The following is a 23,717-nucleotide window of genomic DNA, read 5'->3' as shown; positions in this document are numbered from 1 at the left end:
CCGTGAGCGCGTCCGGACCCGCGATTCAGGAGGCAAGGGTGTCCAGCGCGACCGATCCCTGGGGCCGGGTGGACGAGGACGGCACCGTCTATGTCAGGACGGCCGACGGCGAGCGGGTCGTCGGCTCCTGGCAGGCCGGCGCGCCCGAAGAGGCCCTGGCCTACTTCAAGCGCAAGTACGACGCGCTCGCCACCGAGATCGGCCTTCTCGAGCAGCGGGTCCGCACCACGGACCTGCAGCCGGGCCAGGCCCAGCAGGGCATCGACCGGCTGCGCGAGGCCGTCGCCGACGCGCACGCCGTCGGCGACCTCGACGCCCTCCTGCGCCGCCTGGACGGCCTGACGGAACAGGTCGGGCGGCGCCGCGAGGAGGTCAAGGCCCAGCGCGAGCAGCACCGGCACGAGGCCCGCGACACCAAGGAGCGGATCGTCGCCGAGGCCGAGCGCATCGCCGTCGAGGAGACGCACTGGAAGAACGGCGGCGAGCGCCTGCGCCTCCTGGTCGAGGAGTGGAAGGCCGCCGACCGGATCGACCGCCCCACCGAGACCGCGCTGTGGAAGCGGCTGTCGGCCGCCCGCAACGCCTTCACCAAGCGCCGCAAGGCCTACTTCGCCACGCTCGACGACCAGCGCGAGGAGGCCCGGCGGGAGAAGGAGCGCCTCGTCGCCGAGGCCGAGGCGATGGCGGGTTCCACCGACTGGGGCGACACGGCCGCCGCCTACCGCGACCTGATGCGCCGCTGGAAGCTCGCCGGGCGCGCCTCCCGGGACGCCGAGGAGGACCTGTGGGCCCGCTTCAAGGGCGCCCAGGACACCTTCTTCCAGGCCCGCAGCGCGGCGTTCGCCGAGCGCGACGCCGAGTTCCGCGGCAACGCCGAGGAGAAGGAGAAGATCCTCGCCGAGGCCGAGCGGCTGCTGCCGGTGCGGGACGTCCGGCAGGCCCGCCAGTCCCTGCGCGCGATCCAGGAGCGCTGGGAGGCCGCCGGGATGGTGCCGCGCGACCAGCGCGACCGGCTGGAGGGGCGGCTCCGCAAGATCGAGGAGGCCGTGCGCTCCGCCGAGGAGAACGAGTGGCGCCGCACCAACCCCGAGGCCCGCGCTCGTGCCGAGGCCACGGTGGCCCAGCTGCGCAGCTCCATCGAGCAGCTGGAGAAGCGGCTCGGCAAGGCCCGTGAGGCCGGCCGCCAGAAGGACGTCAAGGAGGCCGAGGAGGCCCTCAGCGCCCGCCGCGCCTGGCTCGAAGAGGCCGAGCGCACGCTCGCCGAGTTCTCCTGACCCCGGCCGCCCTCAGGCCGAGCGGCCCAGGAAGGCGAGCATGCGCGTCTGCTCGTCGGCGCCGCGCGGAGCGGGCAGGGGCGGCGCCAGATGCCCCTCGGACCGCAGTGAGGCGGCGACCACCTGGGCCGTGGCGAACGCGTGGTGGACGAGGTCCGGGTCGAGGCGCGAAGGCTGCCCCGTGGCCCGGGCCAGGTCCCAGGCGTGCACCAGCGGCTCCAGGATGTAGCCCTCCAGGAAGTCGCCCAGCGGCAGCTCGCCCAGCCCGTCGAAGGGGATGGGGCGGTGGAGCGCGTCGGGGGTGAGCGCCGCCGCGCACTCCTTGCGGGCCGCCCGCCAGCTCATCAGGACGTCGCCCGCGACGAACCGCGCGGGGGCGGCGTTGACGTCCGGCTCGGGCTGTCCCGTGGCCAGCGCCCGGACCAGGAACTGGCCGCCGGTCACGTGGCCGGCGACGTCCCGGGCGGTCCACCCCGCGCAGGGCGACGGCGCGTCCCACCCGTCGCGGGGGACGCCGGCCACCAGGCCCTCGAAGAGGTCGAGGGCCCGGTGGTAGCCGCTGAGGTTGTGAGCCATGGTGGTCAGTGACGCGCGATCCGGCGGCGCTGTCAAGCGCTATCGCGAACCTCGCGGGGACCGGCTCACACGGCGGGGGAGCCGCGCTCCCGGAGCATCGCGTTCATCTGCGTGATCTCGGCCTGCTGCCCTTCCACCATCGTGCGGGCGAGGCGCCGCACCCGTTCGTGCCCGGTGCGCTCCAGCACCGCCCGCGCCATGGCCACGCCGCCGCGGTGGTGCGCGATCATCAGCTTCAGGAACAGCACCTCGGCGTCGCGGCCGGACGCCTTCTCCAGGTCGGCGAGCCGGTCGCGGGTCGCCATGCCGGGCATCGGGGCCCCGCCGCCGGGGTGGCCGCCGTGCCCGGACATCCAGCGCATCCGGCCGGACGGGTCGGCCTTCGGCACGCCCCACTCGTCCAGCCAGGCCGTCATCATGCCGATCTGGGCGGACTGGGTGTTGATGATGTCGAAGGCCAGCAGCCGGGTCTCGGGATCGTCCGTGCGGTCCCTCACGGTGAACGACATCCGCACCGCCTGGGCGTGGTGCACGCTCATGTCGCGGGCGAAGCCCGCCTCGGGGCCGTCCGTGCCGGGCCGTTCCGAGCGGGAGACGGCGAGCGCGACCAGGACGGCCCCGGCGAGCAGGACCAGGGCCGCGAGGACGACGGTGGCGCGCCGTCCCCGCGGCGCCTCGGCGGCCTCGCTCACGGGGCGTCCTTGCCGCCCGAGCAGGCCGCGCCCGGCTCGGGGGTCTGCGGGCCCTTCACGAAGGCCCGCAGGAACTGGTCCACCCGCGCGTCGGTGGCCTGCTGGAGCTTCAGCTGCCTGCCCCACGCGGTGAGCGTGACCGGGGAGTCCTGGTCCGGGTAGGGGCTGAGGAGCGTGTAGTCGGTCGCGGAGACCTTGCCCTTCAGCAGGTCGAGCTGGTCCGCGGGAAGGCCGGGCCGGTAGGTGATCCAGACGGCGCCGTGCTCCAGGGAGTGGACGGCGTGCTCGTTCAGCAGCGGCGTCTCGTAGACGCGGCCGTCGCAGTTCTGCCACACGGGGTTGTGGTCGCCGCCCATCGGCGGGTCGGTGTCGTACTTGACGCTGCCGCCGACGTGGCCGCGGCCGAGGTCGTCCTTGGTCACGAGGCCGGGGACGGAGGAGGAGCCGTCGGCGGACGACGACCGGGTCTGCATGAACGTGAAGCCGATGGCGACGACCGCCACCAGGCCGATCACGGCGAAGAAGGCGATGCCTCCCCACGGGATCTCGCGCTGTGTCAGCGCGTTCTTCGTGGCGGTCCTGCCGCGCGCGTTGGCGTTGTGGGCGTTCGCGTTGCGGGCGTTCTTGTTCCGGGCGCTCTTGGACATGAGGGCGTCCTCTCAGGTGCTGTGGGTCAGGAAGGACAGGGCAGCGCCGCGTCGGCCATGGGCGTGGACGCGGACGGTGCGATCGGCCGGAGGGCCGGTCCTTCTACAGCCGGAGGACCTGGAGGGAGGGCCAGGAAGCGGGGGCGAGCCGCGTGCAGGCCGGAGGGGTGAACGCCCAGCCGAGACGGGCGGGCAGGCGCGAGACGGGCCGGCGCAGCACGGCGGCCAGGCCCAGCAGGACGAGGGTGAACAGGACGGCCAGGCACAGGCACGCGTCCATGGGAACGGGCGCGGGCGTCTTGGTCGGGGCGGCGGCCGGCGCGTCCTGTGCGAGGCCGTGAGAGCCGCTGAGCGCCGCGGCCGCGGCGTCCGGCTGTTCGTGGCCCGTGGACGCCGACACGGCTCCGACGGGAACGCTCACGGCGTGCTGGGTGCACACGCGCGGCGGGGGCGCGTGGCCCAGCCCGTAGCTGAACACCAGCCCGCCCACGACGAACAGCGCCACGAGCAGCCCTGCCAGCCCGTGGCGTCGACGGGGGGCCGTACCGGACACCGTCACGCTCCTGGTCGCGTCTTCCGGGCTGGTCCAACGCCGCAGCCGTCCCAGGGGTTCCCGCCCGCCGGACGCGCGTGCGGAACGGTCCCGCACGGAGCCGCCCGACCGTCCGGGACTGTCCGCGCCGCGAGATAGTGTCGGAGCGTGACCAGCAGGGCGGATTCGGGCGAGCCGGAAGGCCTTTTCGACCCTCCGGAGCGGGACGGAGCGGTTTCGGCGGAGGCGCGGCCGGAGCCGCCGGCGGCGCCCGCCCGGGGCGGCGCGGAGCAGCCCCTCGCGGTCCGCATGCGCCCCCGCGCCCTCGACGAGGTCGTCGGGCAGGGGCACCTGCTCGGCCCGGGCACGCCGATCCGGCAGCTCGTCGACCGGGACGTGCCGATGTCGCTCGTGCTGTGGGGGCCGCCGGGCACCGGCAAGACCACCCTCGCCACCGTCGTCAGCCATGTCACCTCCCGCCGGTTCGTGGAGGTCTCCGCGGTCAGCGACGGCGTCAAGCGCGTCCGCGCCGAGATCGACCTGGCGCGCCGGGAGCTCGGCATGACGGGCCGCCAGACGGTCCTGTTCGTCGACGAGGTGCACCGCTTCAACAAGGCCCAGCAGGACGCCCTGCTCCCCGCCGTGGAGAACCGCTGGGTCTCGTTCATCGGCGCCACCACCGAGAACCCGTTCTTCTCCGTCATCAGCCCGCTGCTGTCGCGGTCGCTGCTGCTCACCCTGGAGCCGCTCGGCGAGGACGACCTGCGCGAGGTCGTCCGCCGCGCCCTCACCGAGGAGCGCGGGCTGAACGGGGCGGTCACCCTCGACCCCGCCGCCGAGGACCACCTCATCCGGCTGGCCGGCGGCGACGCCCGCCGCACCCTCACCTACCTGGAGGCCGCCGCGCTCGTCGTCGACGACGGCGGGGCGATCGACACGGACGTGCTGGAGAAGGCCGTCGACCGGGCCGCCGTCCGCTACGACCGCGAGGGCGACCAGCACTACGACGTCATCAGCGCGTTCATCAAGAGCATCCGCGGCAGCGACGTCGACGCGGCGCTGCACTACCTCGCCCGCATGATCGAGGCCGGCGAGGACGCCCGGTTCATCGCCCGGCGGCTGATCGTGCACGCCAGCGAGGACGTCGGCATGGCCGACCCGACCGCGCTGCAGACCGCGGTCGCCGCCGCGCAGGCGGTGGAGTTCGTCGGCCTGCCCGAGGCCCGCATCAACCTGGCCCAGGCGGTGATCCATCTCTCCCTCGCGCCGAAGTCCAACGCGGTGATCACGGCGGTGGACGGGGCGCTCGGCGACGTCCGCAAGGGGCTCGCCGGACCCGTCCCGGGGCACCTGCGCGACGCCCACTACAAGGGCGCGGCGAAGATCGGGCACGGGCAGGGCTACAAGTACGCGCACGACCACCCCGGCGGCGTGGTCCGTCAGCAGTACGCGCCAGACGCGGTCGACGGACGGGAGTACTATCGCCCGACCAGGCACGGCGCGGAAGCCCGGTTCACCGAGGTGCTCGCGCGGATCCGCTCCGTCCTGCGCGGCGCCGCGGACCGGCGATGATCGTTCTTCGCCGGCCGGTGCTCCCGCCAAGCGGCGTGGTGGACCGGTAAGGTCTGTCAGGCCATGCCCGGCCCCGTGCCGGCCTCACGCGAACGGAAAGCCCTGATGCTTACTGGTGGACAGCTAGCAGGCCTCATCGTGGCCGTGTTCTGGGCGGTGCTCGTCTCGTTCGTCGCGCTCACCCTGCTGAAGCTCTCCAAGCTGCTCGGCGAGGCCAGCGAGCTCGTCCGCGACATCGGCGAGCAGGCCGGCCCGCTCATGGAGGACATGACCCGGACGGTGAAGCGCGCCAACGAGCAGCTCGGCCGCACCGACGTCATCACCAGGCAGGTCGCCGGCGTCACCCAGAACGTCTCGGCCGTCACCACCGTGATGACCTCGGTGGTCGGCGGGCCGCTGGTGAAGGCCGCCGCCTTCTCCTACGGCGTCCGCAAGGCCCTCGGCCACCGCGACGGGGAGGAGCGCGCCGCGTCCGGACGTCCGGAGCTGCCGGCCCGCTCTTCGGGTAGGGGACGCAGATGAGGCGGCTGTTCTGGCTCTCGGTCGGCGCGGGCGCCGGCGTCTACGCCACGCACCGCGTCAAGCGGCGCGTGGAGCGTTTCACGCGCGCCCTGTCGCCCGAGAGCGTCGCCGCGCGGGCGGTGTCGAGCGGGCAGAACGCCGGCGAGCGGCTGAGGCTTTTCGCCTCCGACGTCCGTACCGAGATGCGGGCCCGCGAGGAGGAGCTGCGCGAGGCCGTCCGGATGGACCAGGCCCCGCCGGACGGCGGCGGGCCGCAGGCCCGCCGCGTGCTCAAGGCGAGATACACGATCATCGAGAACGACAAGGATGGCCACTGATATGGAGTCGGCAGAGGTCGCACGCCGCTTCCTCGGGTTCTTCGAGGAGCGCGGGCACACGGTGGTGCCCTCGGCCAGCCTGGTCGCCGAGGACCCGACGCTGCTTCTGGTCAACGCCGGCATGGTCCCCTTCAAGCCGTACTTCCTCGGCCAGCGCACCCCTCCGTCCCAGCGGATGACGAGCGCGCAGAAGTGCGTGCGCACGCCCGACATCGAGGAGGTCGGGAAGACCACCCGGCACGCCACCTTCTTCCAGATGCTGGGCAACTTCTCCATCGGCGACTACTTCAAGGAGCAGGCGATCCCCTTCGCCTGGGAGCTGCTGACCCGGTCGCGGGAAGACGGCGGCTTCGGTTTCCCCGAGGAGAAGCTCTGGGTCACCGTCTTCAAGGACGACGACGAGGCCCACGGCATCTGGCACGAGAAGGTCGGCGTCCCCCTCGACCGCATCCAGCGGCGCGGCATGGAGGACAACTTCTGGTCGATGGGCGTGCCCGGCCCGTGCGGCCCCTGCTCGGAGATCTACTACGACCGCGGCCCCGAGTACGGCCGCGAGGGCGGCCCGATCGCCGACGAGGACCGCTACCTGGAGGTCTGGAACCTCGTTTTCATGCAGTTCGAGCGGGGCCCGGGGGAGAGCAAGACCGACTTCCCGATCCTCGGCGACCTGCCGGCGAAGAACATCGACACCGGCATGGGCCTGGAGCGCATGGCGGCGATCCTGCAGGGCGTCGACAACATCTACGAGACCGACACCCTCTGGCGGGTCCTCGACCGCGCCGCCGGGCTGACCGGCACCTCCTACGGCCGCGACCACCGCGCGGACGTGTCGCTGCGCGTCGTCGCCGACCACGTCCGCAGCGGCACGATGATGGTCGCCGACGGCATCCGCCCCGGCAACGAGGGCCGCGGCTACGTGCTGCGCCGCATCCTGCGCCGCTCCATCCGCAACCTGCGCCTGCTCGGCGGGCAGGACGCCGGGCTCATGCACGAGCTGACGGCCGTCTCGATCCAGGCGATGGGCGAGCAGTACCCGGAGCTGGTGCGCACCGCCGCGAACATCCACACCGTCATCGACGCGGAGGAGGAGTCCTTCCTCCAGACGCTGCGCACCGGCACCGCGATCTTCGACACCGCCGTCGACGACACCAAGCGCTCCGGCGGCGCGACCCTGGCGGGCGAGCAGGCGTTCAAGCTGCACGACACCTACGGCTTCCCGATCGACCTCACCCTGGAGATGGCGTCCGAGCAGGGCCTCCAGGTGGACGAGGAGGGCTTCCGCCGGCTCATGAAGGAGCAGCGGGACCGCGCGAAGAAGGACGCCCGCGACAAGAAGACCGGCAACCTCGACGTCTCCGTCCTGGACGAGCTGCTCACCGGCGCGGGCGGCAGGGTCGACTTCACCGGCTACGGCAGCCTGGCCAGCGACGCCCGCCTCGTGGGACTGCTGGTGAACGGCGCCAACGCGCCCGCCGCCGGGGAGGGCACCGAGGTCGAGGTCGTCCTCGACCGCACCCCGTTCTACGCCGAGGGCGGCGGCCAGCTCGCCGACCACGGCCTGATCAGGTTCGGCAACGGCGCCGTGGTCGAGGTGACCGACGTGCAGGCGCCCCTCGCCGGGCTCATCGTGCACCGCGGACGGGTCCGCAGCGGCGAGGCGCAGGCCGGCGACACCGCCTACGCCGAGGTCGACGTGGAGCGGCGCCGGGCGATCTCCCGCTCGCACACCGCGACCCACATGGTGCACGCCGGGTTCCGCCGCGCGCTCGGCGAGTCCGCCGCGCAGGCCGGGTCGGAGAACTCGCCCGGCCGGTTCCGGTTCGACTTCACCGCGTCCGGCGCGGTCCCCGCGAGCGTGCTGCGCGACGTCGAGGACGAGGTGAACGAGGTCCTGGTCGGCGACCTGGACGTGCGCGCCTTCCACACCTCGATCGACGAGGCCCGCGCGATGGGCGCGCTCGCGCTGTTCGGCGAGAAGTACGGCGACGAGGTGCGGGTCGTCGAGGTCGGCGACTACTCCCGCGAGCTGTGCGGCGGCACCCACGTCGCCCGCAGCGGGCAGCTCGGCCTGGTCAAGGTGCTGGGCGAGTCGTCCATCGGCGCCGGCGTCCGGCGCGTCGAGGCGCTCGTCGGCATCGACGCCTTCCGCTTCCTGGCCCGCGAGAGCGTCCTCGTGGCGCAGCTCGCCGAACAGATGAAGACCCGCAAGGAGGAGCTGCCCGAGCGCGTCTCCGGCGTGGTCGCCCGTCTGCGGGACGCCGAGAAGGAGCTGGAGAAGCTCCGCTCCCAGCAGGTCCTCGCGATCGCGGGGTCCCTCGCCGAGGGCGCCAAGGACGTGGCCGGCACCGCCTTCGTGGGGCACCGCGCCCCCGACGGCACCGGCGCCGACGACCTGCGCAAGCTCGCCGTCGACATCCGCGGCCGCCTGACCTCGCGCCCCGCGGTCGTGATGGTCGCCGGGGCGCCGAAGGACCGTCCCGTCGTGGTCGTCGCCGTCACCCAGGGCGCGCGTGACCGCGGCCTGAAGGCGGGCGCCCTCGTCGGCCTGGCCGCCAAGGCGCTCGGCGGGGGCGGCGGCGGCAAGGACGATCTGGCCCAGGGGGGCGGCGCCGACCCCGCCGCGATCGGCGACGCCCTCGCCGCCGTCGAGCGGGCGGTAGGGGCCGCGTGAGCCCGGGTTGCGCTCCGAGCCGCCGAGCGGAGGCGAGGCGATGAGGCAGGGCGTGCGGCTCGGGGTGGATGTGGGGAGCGTTCGGGTCGGGGTCGCCCGGTGCGATCCCGGCGGCATCCTCGCGTCCCCCCTGGAGACCGTGAAGAGCGGCAAGGGCGACGTCGACCGGCTCGTCGACCTGGTCGCCGAGCACGAGGCGATCGAGGTCGTCGTCGGGCTGCCGACGTCGCTGTCGGGCCGGGAGGGCCCGGCGGCGCAGTCGGCGCGCAGGTTCGCGGCCAGGCTCGCCGACCGCCTCCCCCCGGAGACCGTGCGGCTGCACGACGAGCGGCTCACCACCGTCACCGCCGAGAGCGGCCTGCGGGCCGGCGGCGTGCACGGCCAGGCGCGGCGCAAGGTCGTCGACCAGGCGGCCGCGGCGGTCCTGCTCCAGGCGGCCCTCGACGCCGAGCGGTTGACCGGACGCCCCCCGGGCGAGATCGTCCAGGGGAGCTCATGAACGACTTGGACCTCTTCTCCGACCCGTACGGCGACGGGCCTCCGCCCGAGGAGACCCGCGGCAGGCGGGACCAGCGGCGGCGGCGCAAGCGCCAGAAGCGCCGCAAGCGCAGCGGGCGCGCCGCCGCGCTGTTCGCGATGGCGTTCCTCGTGGCCGTGTTCGGCACCGGCGGCGTCCTCGGGTACGCGTGGCTCGACAACAAGTGGCATCCGCCGGACTACGACGGCGCGGGCACCGGCAAGGTCACCGTCCAGATCAAGGACGGCGCGACCGGGTCGGTGATCGGGACGACGCTGGAGCAGCACAAGGTCGTCAAGAGCTCTGCGGCGTTCGTGAAGACCTACAACAAGGAGGCCCGCGCCTCCAGCATCCAGCCGGGCTTCTACCAGATGCGGCTGCAGATGTCGTCGGCCGCGGCGGTGGCGCTGCTGCTCGACCCGAAGTCGCGGGCCGGGAACCAGGTCGTGATCCCCGAGGGCCGCCGGGCCGTCGAGGTCTTCGAGCTGCTGGCGAAGAAGACCGGCATCTCCGTCAAGGAGTTCCAGGCGGTGGCGAAGCGGCCGAAGAACCTCGGGCTGCCCGCCTACGCGCGGGGCAAGGTCGAGGGGTACCTGTACCCGGGCCGCTACGACCTGGATCCGAACGGCACGGCGGAGCAGATCCTCAAGGAGATGGTGGGGCGCTTCAACAAGGAGGCCGCCAGCGTCGACCTCGTCGCCGAAGCGCGCAAGGCGCACATGAACCCGGCCACGGTCATGACGCTCGCCAGCCTGGTCCAGGCCGAGGGCGGCAAGCCCAGCGACCTGCCGAAGATCTCCCGGGTCATCTACAACCGGGTGGAGAAGGGCATGAAGCTGCAGTTCGACACGACGGTGCTGTACGCGCTGAACGAGCGGCGGCTCACCGTCACCGAGAAGGACCTGCAGACCGACTCGCCCTACAACACCTACCTGCACGCGGGTCTGCCGCCCGGCCCGATCTCCAATCCGGGCCCGGACGCGATCGAGGCGGCGCTGGCCCCGGAGGACGGGACGTGGCTGTACTTCATCGCCACCGACCCGACGAACAAGGTCACCAAGTTCGCCACGACGGAGCAGGAGCGGCTGGCGATCGAGAAGGAGTTCCGGGCATGGCAGAAGGCGCACCCGGGCCAGTGACCGGCGGGACGGGCCGCCGCGCGGCGGTGCTCGGGTCGCCGGTCGCCCATTCGCTGTCGCCGGTGCTGCACCGGGCGGCGTACGCGGCGATGGGGCTGGACGGCTGGTCCTACGACGCGGTCGAGTGCGGTGAGGACGGCCTGGCCGCGGTGCTGGACGGGCTCGGCCCCGAGTGGGCGGGCCTGTCGCTGACCATGCCGCTCAAGCGCGTCGCGCTCGGCCTCGTGGACACGGTCTCGGACCTCGCGGTGAAGGTCGGGGGCGCCAACACGATCGTCCTTCGGGACGGGCGGCGGCACGGCGACAACACCGACGTGTACGGCATCGAGACGGCGCTCGCCGAGGCGGGGCTGAAGGGTCCGTCCACGGCGCTGGTGCTGGGCGGCGGCGCGACGGCCGCGTCCGCGCTGGCGGCGCTCGCCGGGCTCGGCACGCGCGAGGCCGTCCTGGCGGTCCGCACGCCGGAGCGCGCCGCCGCGGCGGCCGGGGTGGGGGAGCGGTTCGGGCTCGCGGTCCGGGTCGTGAAGCTCGACGAGGCGCCGACGCACCTCCCGGCGGAGCTCGTGGTGTCGACGCTGCCCGGGCGGGCCGCCGACGCGTTCGCCGCGCCGGTCGCCGAGTCCGGCGCGGCCGTGTTCGACGTCGTGTACGCACCGTGGCCGACGGCGCTCGCGGCGGCCGTCGAGCGCGCGGGCGGCACGGTCGTGGGCGGCTTCGCGATGCTCCTGCACCAGGCCGTCCGGCAGGTGGCCATGATGACGGGCCGCGACGACGTGCCGGTGGAGGCGATGCGCGCCGCGGGCGAGGCGGAGCTCGCCCGCCGCGCCTGATCCGCCTCAGGGCGGGGCGCGCTGGGCGCGGCGCCGCTTGACCGATTCGTCGATGCTGGTGAGGACGATCGGCAGGATGACGCTGAGCCAGAAGTCCTTCCAGCCCCACACGCCCGCGGCGACGCCGAGCGCGCTGCCCGCGCACACCAGGCTCAGCAGGAACGCCGCCCAGTGCCGCTGGGCCAGCCCGACCGGGTCGACGAGGCGGCGGTGCGGGAGCAGATGGGCCAGCGGGCGTTCCCGGGCGTGGGCGCGCTGCACGACCATCGCGTCCGGCAGCCAGTGCAGGATGTCGGCGTTCCGGGAGAGGGGGGTCCGGGAGAGCGCGACCAGCGTCTCCAGCCTCCACCACAGCGTCCACAGCGACGTGCGGCCGCTGCCCGGGTAGCCGTTCCAGCGCGGGTCGGCGACCTCCCCGCGCACCAGCGTCCGGAACGCGCGGGCGACCGTCGGCCCGTGCGGTCCGCGCGGGTCCCGCAGCAGCGCGGTGAGCGCGATCGGCAGGCCGTAGTGCCACAGCGCGAGCCGCCACACCGGCTCCGGTCCGGTGCCGCGTTCCGCCGCGGTGGGCGGCGAGACGCCGTAGGTCTCGATCCACGTGTGGTCGTCGTCGGGGTCGAGGTGCTTCAGCAGCCAGTCGTAGGCGTCCAGCAGCCGCTCGGTCCTCAGGTCGGGGCGCGCCTCGGCCAGCGTCACCAGCGCGAACGCGGTGTGCGTGACGGTGGGCCGGGACGCCTGCGTCGGGCCCCAGGCGGGGCGGTGCGCGGTCCGGTCGGCCGTCAGCCACTCCACGCCGCGGTCGACGGCGGGGTCGTAGGGGTTGAGCTGGCTGAGCGCCCGCAGCGCCAGGCACGTCAGCCACACCCGGGACGGGCAGCCGTGCAGCGAGCCCCAGCCGCCGTCGGGGTTCTGGTTGTACAGCAGCCACCGGTAGGCGCGGTCCAGGTCGGGGGCGTCCTCGCGCAGGCCGCAGCGGGCGCGGGCGAGGAAGCGCGCGATCCAGCCGGTGGCCTCGACCACCGGCATGCCGAGGCTGGTCTTGGTGGCCCAGCCGCCGTCGCGCAGCGGGTCGTCGGAGCGGGTCTGCCGGGCGGCGAGGAGTTCCAGGCCGTCGTCGAAGTGCTCGAACGCCCGCCCCGCCTCGGCGAACGCCATCAGCCCGAGGGCGGTGGCGGTGGTGCCGGGCTCCGGCCGTGCGAGCTCGTGGTACCAGCCCCCGCCGGCGCCGAGCGCGGGGGCGTAGGTGTCGCGCAGGACGTCCAGCGACTCGTTCAGCCGGGTGTCGAGGACGGCCATGTCGATGACCGGGACGTCCGCGCGTCGCCGCCGGGCGGCGGAGCGGACTGCGCGGGGCGCGGGGGGCGCCGGGGACGGGAGCGGAGGTGTCTGGTTCACGTTCTGGCCTTCTGCTCTTGTTGTTCCCGGCGGGCCAGGGTTTGTACCTCGCGGGTTCCGCGTCTGTATCCGCCGCCGCAGCGAGCACCGGGGTGCTGCGCCGGGCACGCTGGAGGCAGACCGCTCCCGCGTTCCGCGAAGCTGGAGGTGGCTTGGCCGAACAGACCCTCCGGGACGAGACCGACGACTGCGTCCTGTGCCCCCCGCTGAGATTCCGCTTCAACGGCATGGTCGGCCTGCCCGGCGAGTCGGGCGTCATCGCCGGCGACCGCGACTTCTTCCTCATCCCGGACGTCGCGCCGCTCGCCGAGGGCCACCTCCTGCTGGTGACGCGCGAGCACCACCAGTGCGCCGGGGACTTCTCCCGGCCGATGTGGGAGGGCGCCCTGCGGTGGCGCGACCGCGTGGCCCGCCTCTACCTGGAGGCGTACGGGTCCGGTGGGCTGCTGCTGTTCGAGCACGGACCGGCGAGCTCCCAGGGCGGCGGCGCGTGCATCGACCACGCGCACTGGCATTTCGTCCCCGGCACGACGGGCGTGCGGGCGATCGTGGAGCGGGAGGGGCGCCCCGGCGTTCCGGCGGACCACGCGGCCCTCCGGGACTGCTACCGCGCCGGCCGCTCCTACCTGCTGATCGAGGAGGACGGCGTCGCGACCGTCCACGCGGGCGACGGCGTGCGGAGCCAGTTCCTGCGCTGGGCCGTGGCGGCGGCCGGCCCGGGCCGGACCTGGCGCTGGCAGGAGAGCTTCGGGCTGCCCGCGAGCAGGCGGCGTTTCCTGCGCACGCTGCGGGCGATGCGGGCGGCGGCCTCTTCGCCGGGCACGGGTCAGCCTCCCGACAGCCACCAGTAGAGCTCGCACGAGGTCAGCCGGTCCCCGTACCCCGCCCGCGCCGCCCCAGGGTCGTAGCCGGTGGAGTACGCCACCGGCGGCCGTCCCCGCTGGTGGACGAGCACCCGTTCGAGGGAGGTCGGGCCGAACCGCAGCAGCCACAGGGGAGCGCCGGGAACGGCGCGGTCGAGGACCGGCAGCAGATCCCGGGGTTCCCGGCCGCCTTCGGGCGGAGGGTGCCCGAGCAGGCGCGCGAGGGTGTGCGCCTCGGAGACGACGAGGTCCGCCCGGCGCAGGACCGGCAGCACGCAGGACGCCGGGAGCCGCGCGTCGATGTCGTGGGGGACGACGTCGAACGCCACCCGCGTGCCCGCCGCGCGGGCCGTGCGCACCGCCTCGTGGAGCGCCTCCCGGGAGCCGGGGGCCAGCAGCGAGTATCCGTCGACGGCGAGCACGTCGGCGTCCTCGATCCCGGCCGCCGCCGCGCGCACGTCCGCCGCGGAGAGCCGCCGGGCGGGCGGCTCGTCCTGGACGACCAGCAGCCGGACGCCGGGCCCGCCGCCGTCCGCGGCGCCGGCGCGCAGCATGACCGACACGCCGTTCGGGACGCCGGGCTCGACGACCAGGCGGTGGGCCGCGCCGATCCGGTGCAGTTCGCGGCGGATCGCCTCCGTGTAGTCGTCGTCGCCGACCTTGGCCAGCACGCCGACCCGGCGGAAGTAGCGCACCGCGCAGCGGGCGAGGTTGACCGCCGTCCCCGCGGTCAGCACCCGGGCGGGCGCGTAGCAGAGCCGGTCGGCGTCGAGTTCGGCGAAGCGGACGCCCGGCAGGCTCGCGCGCACCTCGACCCCCGCGTCCCCGATGACGAAGAGCGAGAAGCGGCGCTCGGCGGCGCCGTCGAGGCCCGGCCATTCGAGGGGCGATCGGAACGGCGCCATCACCCGGTCAGCCGACGGGGACCAGGAAGGCCCGCATCACCGGGCGCAGGCTCGGAATGAGGTCGTACCCGCCGAGCTCGCGGAGCGGCACCCAGGCGCACCGGTCCAGGTGGTCGCTGACGTCCTGGTTCTCCAGGGTCGCGTCCAGGGTCACGGGCCGGCAGCGGCGCGCGGCCGCGACCACCCGGATCTGCCCGCCGGGAGTCTCGCGGTCGGGCATGAACCACTGCCACAGATGGAACGGCGGTCCCGGGTCGATCTTCAGCCCGACCTCCTCCCAGACCTCGCGGCGGATGTGGTCGTCGAGATCGAGGTCGGCCTCCTCCTCCAGCCGCCCGCCGGGCACCTCCCAGCAGCCGGGGTGGAACGGGTCGGAGGCGGCCTTGCGGACGAGCAGCAGCCGCCCGCCCGAGACGATGAAGGCCTTCTGTGCGAACTGGAGCCGGGCCGGCGGCGCGGCGGTGAGCGGGCCGGCTGCGCCGGCGTCGACCGAGGGCATCGCGGGAGTCCTCCCTGGTGCCGGCCCCACCGGGCCGTCTCGGCTCCACCGTAACAATCGGCGGCCCGCCCGCCGAGACGCCCGCCCGGCCAGAACAATCTCACTCCTCCGGGGGCACGAGGGCACCGGGAATCACACCGCGTCGCGGCCTGTTGTATTGGACGGCGTACCCTCATCCGGGCTCTCGTCCGGTATGCGGCGAATGATCGTCCGGCATGACGCACCCGGTCCCACCGGGTGGTATTCTTGGTGGTCGACCGGCCTTGTGCGCGCGACCATACGGTGGCGCGTGCCGGGCGCTCAAGCGGAGGCCACCTCCCACCTGACCGGCTGAAAGGCCGGTGGGTCTCGGTCCGGCGAACGGGCGTTCAGCCCGTCCCGTCGTCGTTCCCGGGCGGCATGTCCGTCCCGGGAGACCGAAGGTGGCCCCGTGCGTGAGTCGTGCGGGGCTTTTCTCGTGGAAGCCTCGGGGTACGACCGGTCCAATGAACCTGAGAACGGCCCCTAGGAGGTCCCATCAGCGCCGAACCGCGTATCAACGACCGCATTCGCGTGCCCGAGGTCCGGCTCGTCGGCCCGAACGGCGAACAGGTGGGCATCGTGCCCATCGCCAAGGCCCTTGAACTCGCGCGTGAGTCGGACCTCGACCTCGTCGAGGTGGCGCCCACCGCGCGTCCGCCCGTCGCGAAGCTCATGGACTACGGCAAGTTCAAGTACGAGTCCGCGATGAAGGCGCGTGAGGCGCGGAAGAACCAGGCGCACACGGTCATCAAGGAGATCAAGCTCCGCCCGAAGATCGACCCGCACGACTACGAGACCAAGAAGGGTCACGTGGTGCGGTTCCTGAAGGCCGGGGACAAGGTGAAGGTCACGATCATGTTCCGTGGTCGTGAGCAGTCCCGTCCCGAGCTCGGTTTCCGGCTGCTGCAGCGGCTCGCCGACGATGTCGAGGAGCTCGGCTTCGTCGAGTCGCGGCCCAAGCAGGACGGCCGAAACATGATCATGGTGCTCGGTCCGCACAAGAAGAAGACGGCCCGCGGGCAGGAGTCGGAGACGACCGTCTGACGGCCGTTCCGGGACCGGCCTCGCGGCGGTCCCCATCGCGATCTCGCGGCTGAGCGAAGTTCGCGGCGTACGTACATTGAAGCCTGACCTGGCGCGTCCACGGATCGCCGTGCGGTGCGCCGATCAGGCGCGCCTCCGTGCCGGTGGGCACGGAGGCCGGAAAGAGGGAGACGACGGCGACCATGCCGAAGACCAAGACCCACAGCGGTGCCAAGAAGCGCTTCAAGCTGACCGGCTCCGGCAAGGTGATGCGCCGCCGCGCCAACAAGAACCACCTGCTCGAGCACAAGCCGACCAAGCGGACGCGCCGGCTGTCCGGCCCCGCCGTGGTGGCCGACGCCGACGCCAAGAACATCAAGAAGCTGCTGCGCAAGTAGCACTCGACCAGGAACATCGCCGACCGGCCGAGGCCAGCACGGCCCCGGCCCCCACGAAGGAGTCAGCACGTGGCACGCGTGAAGCGGGCGGTCAACGCCGCCAAGAAGCGTCGGGTCGTCCTGGAGCGGTCGAGCGGCTACCGCGGGCAGCGTTCGCGCCTGTACCGCAAGGCCAAGGAGCAGCAGCTCCACTCGATGACCTACGCCTTCCGGGACCGCAAGGACCGCAAGGGCCAGTTCCGCCGGCTGTGGATCCAGCGGATCAACGCCGCGGCCCGCGCCAACGGCATCACCTACAACCGGTTCATCCAGGGCCTCAAGGCCGCCGAGGTCGAGGTCGACCGGCGCATGCTCGCCGAGCTCGCCGTCAACGACGCCCCGGCTTTCGCCGCCCTGGTGAAGATCGCCAAGGACGCGCTGCCGGCCGAGGGTTCGGAGGCGGCCTGAGCCGGGTGACCGGCACACGGGCGATCACAGCGACATGGCGGGCCGCGAGCTGACCTCTCTCCGATCACCACGGGTGAAGGCCGCTCGTCGGCTCGCCAAGCGCGCCTTCCGGCGCCGCGAGAACCGGTTCCTCGCCGAGGGGCCGCAGGCGGTGCGGGAGGCGCTGCAGATCCCCGGCGGCCTCGCCGAGCTGTTCACCACGGCCGAGGCGGAGGCTCGCCACCCGGAGCTGGTGCTCGCCGCCGAGCGCGCCGGCGCGCCGGTGCTGCGCGTCAGCGGCGAGATCATGGCCGAACTGGCCCAGACCGTCACCCCGCAGGGGCTGCTGGCGGTCTGCGAGTTCGTCGACGTCCCGCTGGACCGGGCGCTGGAGAACGGTCCACGGCTGGTGACCGTGCTGGCGCACGTCCGCGACCCAGGCAACGCGGGAACCGTCCTGCGCACCGCCGACGCGGCGGGCTCGGAGACGGTCGTGTTCACCGACGCGTCCGTCGACCCTTACAACGGCAAGTGCGTCCGCGCCTCCGCGGGCAGCCTGTTCCACCTGCCGGTCGTCGTCGGCCCCCGGTTCGACGCGCTGATCCCGGAGCTGAAGGGCGCGGGGCTGACCGTCCTCGCCGCCGACGGCGCGGGCGACCGCACCCTCGACGAGGCGATCGACGAGGGCGTGCTCGCGCGCCCCACCGCCTGGGTGTTCGGGAACGAGGCGTGGGGGCTGCCCGAGGAGATCCTGCGGCATGTGGACGAGGTCGTCCGCGTGCCCATCTACGGGCGGGCCGAGAGCCTGAACCTGGCGACGGCCGCCGCCGTATGCCTCTATGCGTCGGCCCGGGCGCAGCGCGGCTCCCAGGGAGAGCGCCCGAGCGGTACGTGAGGCGCGGCGCGGTCCCGGTGTTTTCACTGCATTCCGTGATCGAATGGCCGCATGCGGTCGCCATTGGCGCCGCCCCGTGACGGGTGAGCTGGGAAGATGGTCCCCACGTGGACGCGGGGCAGGGGGGCCTGCCGCCGCGCGGGGCTCGTCCGCGGGTAGGAGCGGGAACCGCGACCGGCGGGGGATCACGCCGTCGCGGTACCGCGCCTAACGTGTTGATCAGTGGGTTGACCAGGGCGGCGACGAGGCCGCACAGAGTGGGGGCGAGCGTGATGACCGAGGAGAGCAGGCGGGCCGGAAGGGCGGGCCGACGCCCCCCGGAGGTGCGGTGCCGGGCCGGTGCGGTCCGGGCCTCCGCCGTCCCGGACGCCTTTTCGGGGGCCGCCCCCGACGTCTCCTGCGCGCACGCCGGCGACGGGCTGCGCATCGAGACCACCAGGGTCGGGGCCCGCACGGCCGTCGTCGCGGTGGCCGGGGAGATCGACCTGCGCACCGCCGGGCCGCTGCGCGACCGGCTCGTCGAGATGCACGGGCGGCTGCCCGGCGCGGGGCCGCGCCGTCTGGTGGCCGACTTCACCGCCGTTCCGTTCTGCGACGCGGCCGGGCTCGGGGCGCTGGTCGCCGCGCACAACCAGATCTCCGCCGACGGCGGCGAGATCGCGCTCGCCGGGGTGCGGCCCGCCCAGCTGCGGCTACTGATGATCACTGGCCTGCACCGGCTGTTCGCGATCCACCGCGATGTCGAGGCCGCGCTGTCCGCCCAGGACTCGCCCACGAGGTCCGGATAAGGGCGCGAACCGCTGTTCCGGCCCTCCGCGGAAGACGGCGACACCCTGCACGGAGGCTACACATGCCTTGCCGCGAGGCGGTTTCCGGGTCCCGTTAGGGGCCCGACTCCGGCTAGAGTCTCTTTCCGACAGGCCGCGTTCCCCATCGGTGTTCTGGAGGCCGCTGTGGGCGGAGAGGAGTCCCCTCTCGTGGCCGCGCGCGGACCCGAGGCGGGGTCCGGGCCGGGCCCCGAGGAGGGCCGCCCGGACGACCTGCCCGACGGGCTGATGGTCGCCGGCCGGGACGCCCGCGTGATCGTGTTCAACGCCGCCGCCGCGCGGATCACGGGGATCCCCGTGGGGTCGGCCGTGGGCCGCGACTTCCGCGACGTCCTGCCGCTGCACGACGCCGAGGGCCGTGACTGGTGGAAGTGCCTGGCCCCCTACGACGGCCTGTCCACGCGGACCCGCCATCCCGAGCGGGTGCTGTTCCTTCCCGGCGGTACCGAGGTGCTGGTGACCGCGGCGTACCGGCGCGACGCCGAACGCCGCGTGGAACGGTTCACCGTGTGCCTGCGCGACGCCCTGCACCGCGCCCGGCAGGAGCGCGACCGCGCCGACCTCGTCTCCACCGTCGCCCACGAGCTGCGCTCACCGCTCACCAGCGTCAAGGGGTTCACCGCGACGCTGCTGGCCAAGTGGCACCGCTTCAACGACGACCAGAAGCGGGTGATGCTGGAGACCGTCAACGCCGACGCCGACCGGGTCACCCGGCTGATCACCGAGCTGCTGGACGTGTCCCGCATCGAGTCGGGCCGGCTGGAGATGCGCCGCCAGGTCGTCGACCTGCCCGAGGAGGTCCGCAAGGTCATCGCGGGCCGCGTCGCGGCCGGGGAGCCGGAGGACCGCTTCCGCTTCGAGACGCGCGGCGAGCTGCCCGAGATGTGGCTCGATCCCGACAAGGTGGATCAGATCCTCGGCAACCTCGTCGAAAACGCGGTGCGCCACGGAGCGGGTACTGTCACCATTGTGGTGGAGCCGGACGCGCATAAGGAGGGGGCGGCCGTGTCGGTGCGCGACGAGGGCGAGGGCATTCCGCCCGAGGCCGTCCAGCGCGTCTTCCGGCAGTTCTGGCGCGGCCCCGGCGGCAGCCGCCGCGGCGGTACCGGGCTCGGGCTCTACATCGTCAAGGGGCTGGTCGAGGCGCACGGCGGTGTGATCACTGTGCGGCGGGCGCCCGGCGGCGGCGCCGAGTTCCGATTTACCGTGCCCGCAGGGGCCCCCGACTACGCCGGCTGAACCGCGGTCCACGCGGCGGCACGGCAACGGGCCCCTGGTCGGGCCAGCGCGTCACGCGCACGCTTTCCGGATGTTCTCCGCCCGCGCACTAGACTGCGGGCGTCCCACGCCGACCGGAGTCGATCACACCACATGTCTGCACCCAACAATTCCTATGACCCCGTCGAGGTGTCCGCGCTGCAGCCCGAGGAGCTGGAGCGGGCCCGCGCCGAGGCGCTCGCTGCGATCGCCGCGGCCGCCGACCTCGACGCCCTGAAGCAGGTCCGGCTGGCGCACGCCGGCGACCGTTCGCCGCTGGCCCTGGCCAACCGCGAGATCGGCGCGCTGCCGCCCGCGGCCCGCGCCGAGGCCGGAAAGCGCATCGGCGCGGCCCGGGGCGCGGTGGCGAAAGCGCTCAAGGAGCGCCAGGCGGAGCTGGAGGACGAGCGCGACCGCCGCGTCCTCGTCGAGGAGACCGTCGACGTCACCCTCCCGTGGGACCGCGCGCCGCGCGGAGCCCGCCACCCGCTGACCACGTTGCAGGAGCGGATGGCCGACGTCTTCGTCTCGATGGGCTTCGAGGTCTCCGAGGGGCCCGAGGTCGAGGCGGAGTGGTTCAACTTCGACGCCCTGAACTTCCTGCCCGACCACCCTGCCCGCACCATGCAGGACACCTTCTTCGTCGAGTCGGAGGACTCCGGGCTGGTGATGCGCACCCACACCTCGCCGATGCAGATCCGGTCGCTGCTGTCGCGGCCGCTGCCGGTGTACGTGGTGGCGCCCGGCCGCACGTTCCGCACCGACGAGCTGGACGCCACGCACAGCCCGGTGTTCCACCAGCTGGAGGGCCTGGCGGTCGACGAGGGGCTGACGATGGCCGACCTGCGGGGCGGCATCGACGCGTTCGTCTCCGGCATGTTCGGCGAGGGGCTGAGGACGCGGTTCAGGCCGTCGTACTTCCCGTTCACCGAGCCGTCCGCCGAGGTGGACATGCAGTGCTTCGTGTGCCGGGGCGCGTCCGCGGAGCCGGGCGGCGACCCGTGCCGCACCTGCGGTTCGGAGGGCTGGATCGAGCTCGGCGGCTGCGGCATGGTCAACCCGCGGGTGCTGGTGGCCTGCGGGGTCGACCCCGACCGCTACAGCGGCTGGGCGTTCGGGCTGGGCGTCGAGCGGACGCTGATGTTCCGGCACGGTGTGGAAGACATGTACGACATGGTGGAGGGCGACGTCCGGTTCACCCTCCCGTTCGGGACGGAGATCTGATGCGGGCCCCGCTTTCCTGGCTGCGCGAGTACGTCGAGCTCCCGGCCGACGTCACGGGCCGCGCGCTGGCCGCCGAGCTGATCGCCGCGGGCCTGGAGGTCGAGACGGTCGAGTCGGCCGGCGCCGACATCGCCGGCCCCCTGGTGGTCGGCGAGGTCCTGGAGATCGAGGAGCTGACCGGCTTCAAGAAGCCGATCCGCCACTGCCAGGTGAACGTCGGCGACGCCAACGGCACGGGGGAGCCGCAGAGCATCGTCTGCGGCGCCAGCAACTTCGCGGTCGGCGACCGCGTCGTGGTCGTCCTTCCGGGCGGCGTGCTGCCCGGCGGGTTCGAGATCGGCGCCCGCAAGACCTACGGCCGGATGTCGGCGGGCATGATCTGCTCGGTGACCGAGCTCGGGATCGGCGACGACCACGGCGGCATCCTCGTCCTGCCGCCGGACGCCCCCGTCGGCGCGGACGCGATCGAGATGCTCGGGCTGCGCGACGACGTCCTCGACATCGCCGTGACGCCCGACCGCGGCTACGCCCTGTCCATCCGCGGCATCGCCCGCGAGGCCGCCATCGCCTACGGCGTCCCGTTCAGGGACCCGGCGGACGTGGCGCTGCCGGAAGGGGACGAGGGCCCGAGCTACCCGGCGAGCATCGGCGACCCGGCGGTGTGCGACCGGTTCGTCCTGCGCGAGGTGAGCGGCTTCGACCCGGACGCGCGGACCCCGATGTGGATGCAGGTGCGCCTGCACCGCGCGGGGATGCGGCCGGTGTCGCTGGCGGTCGACATCACCAACTACCTGATGCTGGAGCTCGGGCAGCCGCTGCACGCGTTCGACCGGAACAAGCTGACCGGCCCGATCGTCGTGCGGCGCGCCGAGCCCGGCGAGCGGCTGGAGACGCTGGACCACGTCAAGCGGACCCTCGACCCCGACGACATCCTCATCACCGACGCGTCGGGGCCGATCTCGATGGCCGGCACGATGGGCGGGCTCGCCACCGAGATCGACGAGCGGTCGAGCGACATGGTCGTCGAGGCCGCGCACTTCGACGCCATGGGGACCGCGCGGATGAGCCGCCGGCACCGGCTGCACAGCGAGGCGTCCCACCGGTTCGAGCGCGGCGTCGACCGCGAGCTTCCGCTGTACGCCTCGTACCGGGCGGTGCGGATGCTCGCCGAGCTGGGCGGCGCGAAGATCGTGCCCGGCGTCACGCACGCAGAGGCGCCGGTGGAGCGGGCCGTGGTGACGATGCCCGCGGGGCATCCCGACCGGGTCGCGGGCGTGGTCTACGGCAGGGACACGGTCGTCCGGCGCCTGGAGCAGGTCGGCTGCACGGTGACCGGCGACGACGTGCTGACGGTGACGCCGCCGTCCTGGCGCCCCGACCTCACCGCGCCCAACGACCTCGCCGAGGAGGTCCTCCGCCTGGAGGGGTACGAGAACATCCCGGCCCGGGCGCCGCGTCCGGCGGCGGGCAAGGGCCTGACCGCCGAGCAGCGGCTGCGCCGCCGGGTCGGCCGCGCGCTCGCCGGCGCCGGGTACGTGGAGGCGCTCGCCTTCCCGTTCGTCGCCGACAAGGACCTGGACGGCCTCCAGCTCCCCGAGGACGACGCGCGGCGGCGGACGCTGCGGCTCGCGAACCCGATGTCGGAGGAGGAGCCGCTGCTGCGCACCACGCTGCTGCCGGGCCTGCTCAAGGCGCTCGCGCTCAACGTGGGACGCGGCTTCGGCGACGTCGCGCTGTTCGAGGTCGGCATGGTGTTCCGGCCGCGCCCGGACGCACCGGAGCGGGCGCCGCGGCTCGCCGTGGACCGCGGCCCGACGGCCGAGGAGGTCGCCGCGCTGGAGGCCGCGCTGCCGGACCAGCCGTACCGGGTCGCGGCCGTGCTGGCGGGCGACCGCGAGCCGTCGGGCTGGTGGGGCGAGGGCCGTCCGGCGCTGTGGGCCGACGCGGTCGAGGCCGCCCGCACGGTGGCCCGCGAGGTCGGCGTCGAGCTGACGGTGAAGGCCGACCAGCACGCGCCCTGGCATCCGGGCCGCTGCGCCGCGCTGTACGTGGGCGACACCCTGGTCGGGCACGCCGGCGAGCTGCACCCGCGCGTCACGAAGGCGTACGGGCTGCCCGCGCGGTCGTGCGCGATGGAGCTGGAGCTGCGCCGCCTGGGCGAGCCGGTGAGCGTCCGCGCGCCGCACGTGTCGTCGTACCCGGTCGCGGTGCAGGACGTCGCGCTGGTCGTGGACTCCGGCGTCCCGGCCGCGGAGGTCGAGGCGGCCCTGCGCGAAGGCGCGGGCGGGCTCCTGGAGGCGATCCGGCTGTTCGACGTCTACACGGGCGAGCAGGTGGGCGAGGGACGCAAGTCGCTGGCGTACTCGCTGCGGTTCCGCGCCCCGGACCGGACGCTCACGGCCGAGGAGGCGTCGCAGGCCCGCGACTCCGCCGTGGCCGCCGCGTCCGAGCGGACCGGAGCCGTCCTGCGCGGCGCCTGACGGTATGCGGGCGTGCCCCGGATCCCCGCGAGGGGTCCGGGGCACGCGCGCGTCCCGGCCACGGTGGACGGGCCGATTCCTAACGCTACTTGTGTTGCGATAGGTCGTCGGGTATTCTCGACCGCGTCACATCGCCGCCCGGTAGGGGAGTCCATTGAGGATCTGAGGTCCGACACCGCGCAGTGGCCGTTCTCCGGCCCGCGCACGTGACCTCA

At 73.8% G+C, this 23,717-nt stretch carries 24 protein-coding genes; 17 read left to right on the top strand and 7 right to left on the bottom strand.

Going from position 1 to position 23,717, the window contains the following annotated elements:
* The first annotated feature begins 38 nt into the window (after positions 1-38).
* Positions 39-1,274 (top strand): DUF349 domain-containing protein, encoded by a 1,236-nt coding sequence (locus ABD944_RS21280; RefSeq protein ID WP_345179043.1) that lies wholly within the window; start codon positions 39-41, stop codon positions 1,272-1,274.
* Between the two features lie 12 nt (positions 1,275-1,286).
* On the opposite strand, the gene ABD944_RS21275 is transcribed toward ABD944_RS21280, so the two are convergent.
* The 4 genes from ABD944_RS21275 to ABD944_RS21260 form a co-directional block, all read right to left on the bottom strand.
* Complete coding sequence (locus ABD944_RS21275) at positions 1,287-1,850, bottom strand: TIGR03086 family metal-binding protein (RefSeq protein ID WP_345179041.1); 564 nt, start codon at positions 1,848-1,850, stop codon at positions 1,287-1,289.
* A 65-nt stretch (positions 1,851-1,915) separates the two neighbouring features.
* Positions 1,916-2,542, bottom strand: a complete 627-nt coding sequence (locus ABD944_RS21270) for a DUF305 domain-containing protein (RefSeq protein ID WP_345179039.1) — start codon at positions 2,540-2,542, stop codon at positions 1,916-1,918.
* Positions 2,539-3,189, bottom strand: coding sequence for a thioredoxin-like domain-containing protein (locus ABD944_RS21265; RefSeq protein ID WP_345179037.1), 651 nt, complete (start codon positions 3,187-3,189; stop codon positions 2,539-2,541). The genes ABD944_RS21270 and ABD944_RS21265 overlap by 4 nt, the downstream gene beginning before the upstream one ends.
* 103 nt (positions 3,190-3,292) lie before the next feature.
* A complete protein-coding gene (locus ABD944_RS21260) occupies positions 3,293-3,742 on the bottom strand; it encodes a hypothetical protein (RefSeq protein WP_345179036.1) in 450 nt (149 codons plus the stop codon).
* Positions 3,743-4,030: 288 nt separating this feature from the next.
* Between ABD944_RS21260 and ABD944_RS21255 the strand changes: the two genes are divergently transcribed.
* From ABD944_RS21255 to ABD944_RS21225, 7 genes are all read left to right on the top strand, one after another.
* Positions 4,031-5,293 (top strand): replication-associated recombination protein A, encoded by a 1,263-nt coding sequence (locus ABD944_RS21255; protein ID WP_345179213.1) that lies wholly within the window; start codon positions 4,031-4,033, stop codon positions 5,291-5,293.
* Between the two features lie 138 nt (positions 5,294-5,431).
* Entirely contained in the window at positions 5,432-5,815 is a 384-nt protein-coding gene (locus ABD944_RS21250; protein ID WP_378187762.1) for a DUF948 domain-containing protein, read from the top strand.
* On the top strand, positions 5,812-6,132 hold the full coding sequence (locus ABD944_RS21245; protein ID WP_345179033.1) for a hypothetical protein: 321 nt from the start codon (positions 5,812-5,814) through the stop codon (positions 6,130-6,132). The genes ABD944_RS21250 and ABD944_RS21245 overlap by 4 nt, the downstream gene beginning before the upstream one ends.
* 1 nt (position 6,133) lies before the next feature.
* Entirely contained in the window at positions 6,134-8,803 is a 2,670-nt protein-coding gene (gene alaS / locus ABD944_RS21240) for an alanine--tRNA ligase (RefSeq protein WP_345179031.1), read from the top strand.
* A 40-nt stretch (positions 8,804-8,843) separates the two neighbouring features.
* Positions 8,844-9,302 carry a Holliday junction resolvase RuvX gene (gene ruvX, locus ABD944_RS21235; protein ID WP_345179030.1) on the top strand — a complete coding sequence of 153 codons (459 nt, stop codon included), beginning with the start codon at positions 8,844-8,846 and terminating at the stop codon, positions 9,300-9,302.
* Positions 9,299-10,459, top strand: a complete 1,161-nt coding sequence (gene mltG / locus ABD944_RS21230) for an endolytic transglycosylase MltG (protein WP_345179029.1) — start codon at positions 9,299-9,301, stop codon at positions 10,457-10,459. The genes ruvX and mltG overlap by 4 nt, the downstream gene beginning before the upstream one ends.
* Positions 10,432-11,289, top strand: coding sequence for a shikimate dehydrogenase (locus ABD944_RS21225; protein WP_345179028.1), 858 nt, complete (start codon positions 10,432-10,434; stop codon positions 11,287-11,289). The genes mltG and ABD944_RS21225 overlap by 28 nt, the downstream gene beginning before the upstream one ends.
* A gap of 6 nt (positions 11,290-11,295) precedes the next feature.
* Here ABD944_RS21225 and ABD944_RS21220 read toward each other — a convergent pair whose 3' ends face one another.
* Positions 11,296-12,684 carry a prenyltransferase/squalene oxidase repeat-containing protein gene (locus tag ABD944_RS21220; RefSeq protein WP_345179025.1) on the bottom strand — a complete coding sequence of 463 codons (1,389 nt, stop codon included), beginning with the start codon at positions 12,682-12,684 and terminating at the stop codon, positions 11,296-11,298.
* A 152-nt stretch (positions 12,685-12,836) separates the two neighbouring features.
* Here ABD944_RS21220 and ABD944_RS21215 point away from each other — a divergent pair, with 152 nt between their 5' ends.
* Positions 12,837-13,535, top strand: a complete 699-nt coding sequence (locus ABD944_RS21215) for an HIT family protein (protein WP_345179023.1) — start codon at positions 12,837-12,839, stop codon at positions 13,533-13,535.
* Here ABD944_RS21215 and ABD944_RS21210 read toward each other — a convergent pair.
* Complete coding sequence (locus tag ABD944_RS21210; protein WP_345179021.1) at positions 13,511-14,452, bottom strand: carbohydrate kinase family protein; 942 nt, start codon at positions 14,450-14,452, stop codon at positions 13,511-13,513. The genes ABD944_RS21215 and ABD944_RS21210 overlap by 25 nt on opposite strands.
* Positions 14,453-14,459: 7 nt before the next feature.
* Positions 14,460-14,951 (bottom strand): NUDIX domain-containing protein, encoded by a 492-nt coding sequence (locus ABD944_RS21205; RefSeq protein ID WP_345179018.1) that lies wholly within the window; start codon positions 14,949-14,951, stop codon positions 14,460-14,462.
* Positions 14,952-15,467: 516 nt separating this feature from the next.
* On the opposite strand from ABD944_RS21205, the gene infC reads away from it, so the two are divergent.
* The 8 genes from infC to pheT all read left to right on the top strand — a co-directional run bounded on the left by infC (position 15,468) and on the right by pheT (position 23,502).
* Positions 15,468-16,016 (top strand): translation initiation factor IF-3, encoded by a 549-nt coding sequence (gene infC, locus ABD944_RS21200; protein ID WP_089316320.1) that lies wholly within the window; start codon positions 15,468-15,470, stop codon positions 16,014-16,016.
* Between the two features lie 182 nt (positions 16,017-16,198).
* Complete coding sequence (gene rpmI / locus ABD944_RS21195) at positions 16,199-16,393, top strand: 50S ribosomal protein L35 (RefSeq protein WP_067468638.1); 195 nt, start codon at positions 16,199-16,201, stop codon at positions 16,391-16,393.
* A gap of 69 nt (positions 16,394-16,462) precedes the next feature.
* A complete protein-coding gene (rplT, locus tag ABD944_RS21190; protein ID WP_173393368.1) occupies positions 16,463-16,840 on the top strand; it encodes a 50S ribosomal protein L20 in 378 nt (125 codons plus the stop codon).
* Positions 16,841-16,874: 34 nt separating this feature from the next.
* On the top strand, positions 16,875-17,714 hold the full coding sequence (locus ABD944_RS21185; RefSeq protein ID WP_345179014.1) for a TrmH family RNA methyltransferase: 840 nt from the start codon (positions 16,875-16,877) through the stop codon (positions 17,712-17,714).
* Positions 17,715-17,986: 272 nt separating this feature from the next.
* Positions 17,987-18,502, top strand: a complete 516-nt coding sequence (locus tag ABD944_RS21180; protein ID WP_345179011.1) for an STAS domain-containing protein — start codon at positions 17,987-17,989, stop codon at positions 18,500-18,502.
* Positions 18,503-18,691: 189 nt separating this feature from the next.
* Entirely contained in the window at positions 18,692-19,780 is a 1,089-nt protein-coding gene (locus ABD944_RS21175) for a sensor histidine kinase (RefSeq protein ID WP_345179010.1), read from the top strand.
* 132 nt (positions 19,781-19,912) lie between these two features.
* A complete protein-coding gene (gene pheS, locus ABD944_RS21170; RefSeq protein ID WP_345179009.1) occupies positions 19,913-21,022 on the top strand; it encodes a phenylalanine--tRNA ligase subunit alpha in 1,110 nt (369 codons plus the stop codon).
* On the top strand, positions 21,022-23,502 hold the full coding sequence (gene pheT, locus ABD944_RS21165) for a phenylalanine--tRNA ligase subunit beta (protein WP_345179007.1): 2,481 nt from the start codon (positions 21,022-21,024) through the stop codon (positions 23,500-23,502). Before pheS ends, pheT begins: the two co-directional genes overlap by 1 nt.
* The last annotated feature ends 215 nt before the right edge of the window (positions 23,503-23,717 follow it).

This window comes from Actinomadura verrucosospora, from assembly GCF_039540335.1.
Taxonomy (GTDB): Bacteria; Actinomycetota; Actinomycetes; order Streptosporangiales; family Streptosporangiaceae; genus Spirillospora; species Spirillospora verrucosospora.
The sequence above is the reverse complement of the archived record's forward strand: the minus strand, read 5'-3'. Positions and strand labels throughout refer to the sequence as shown.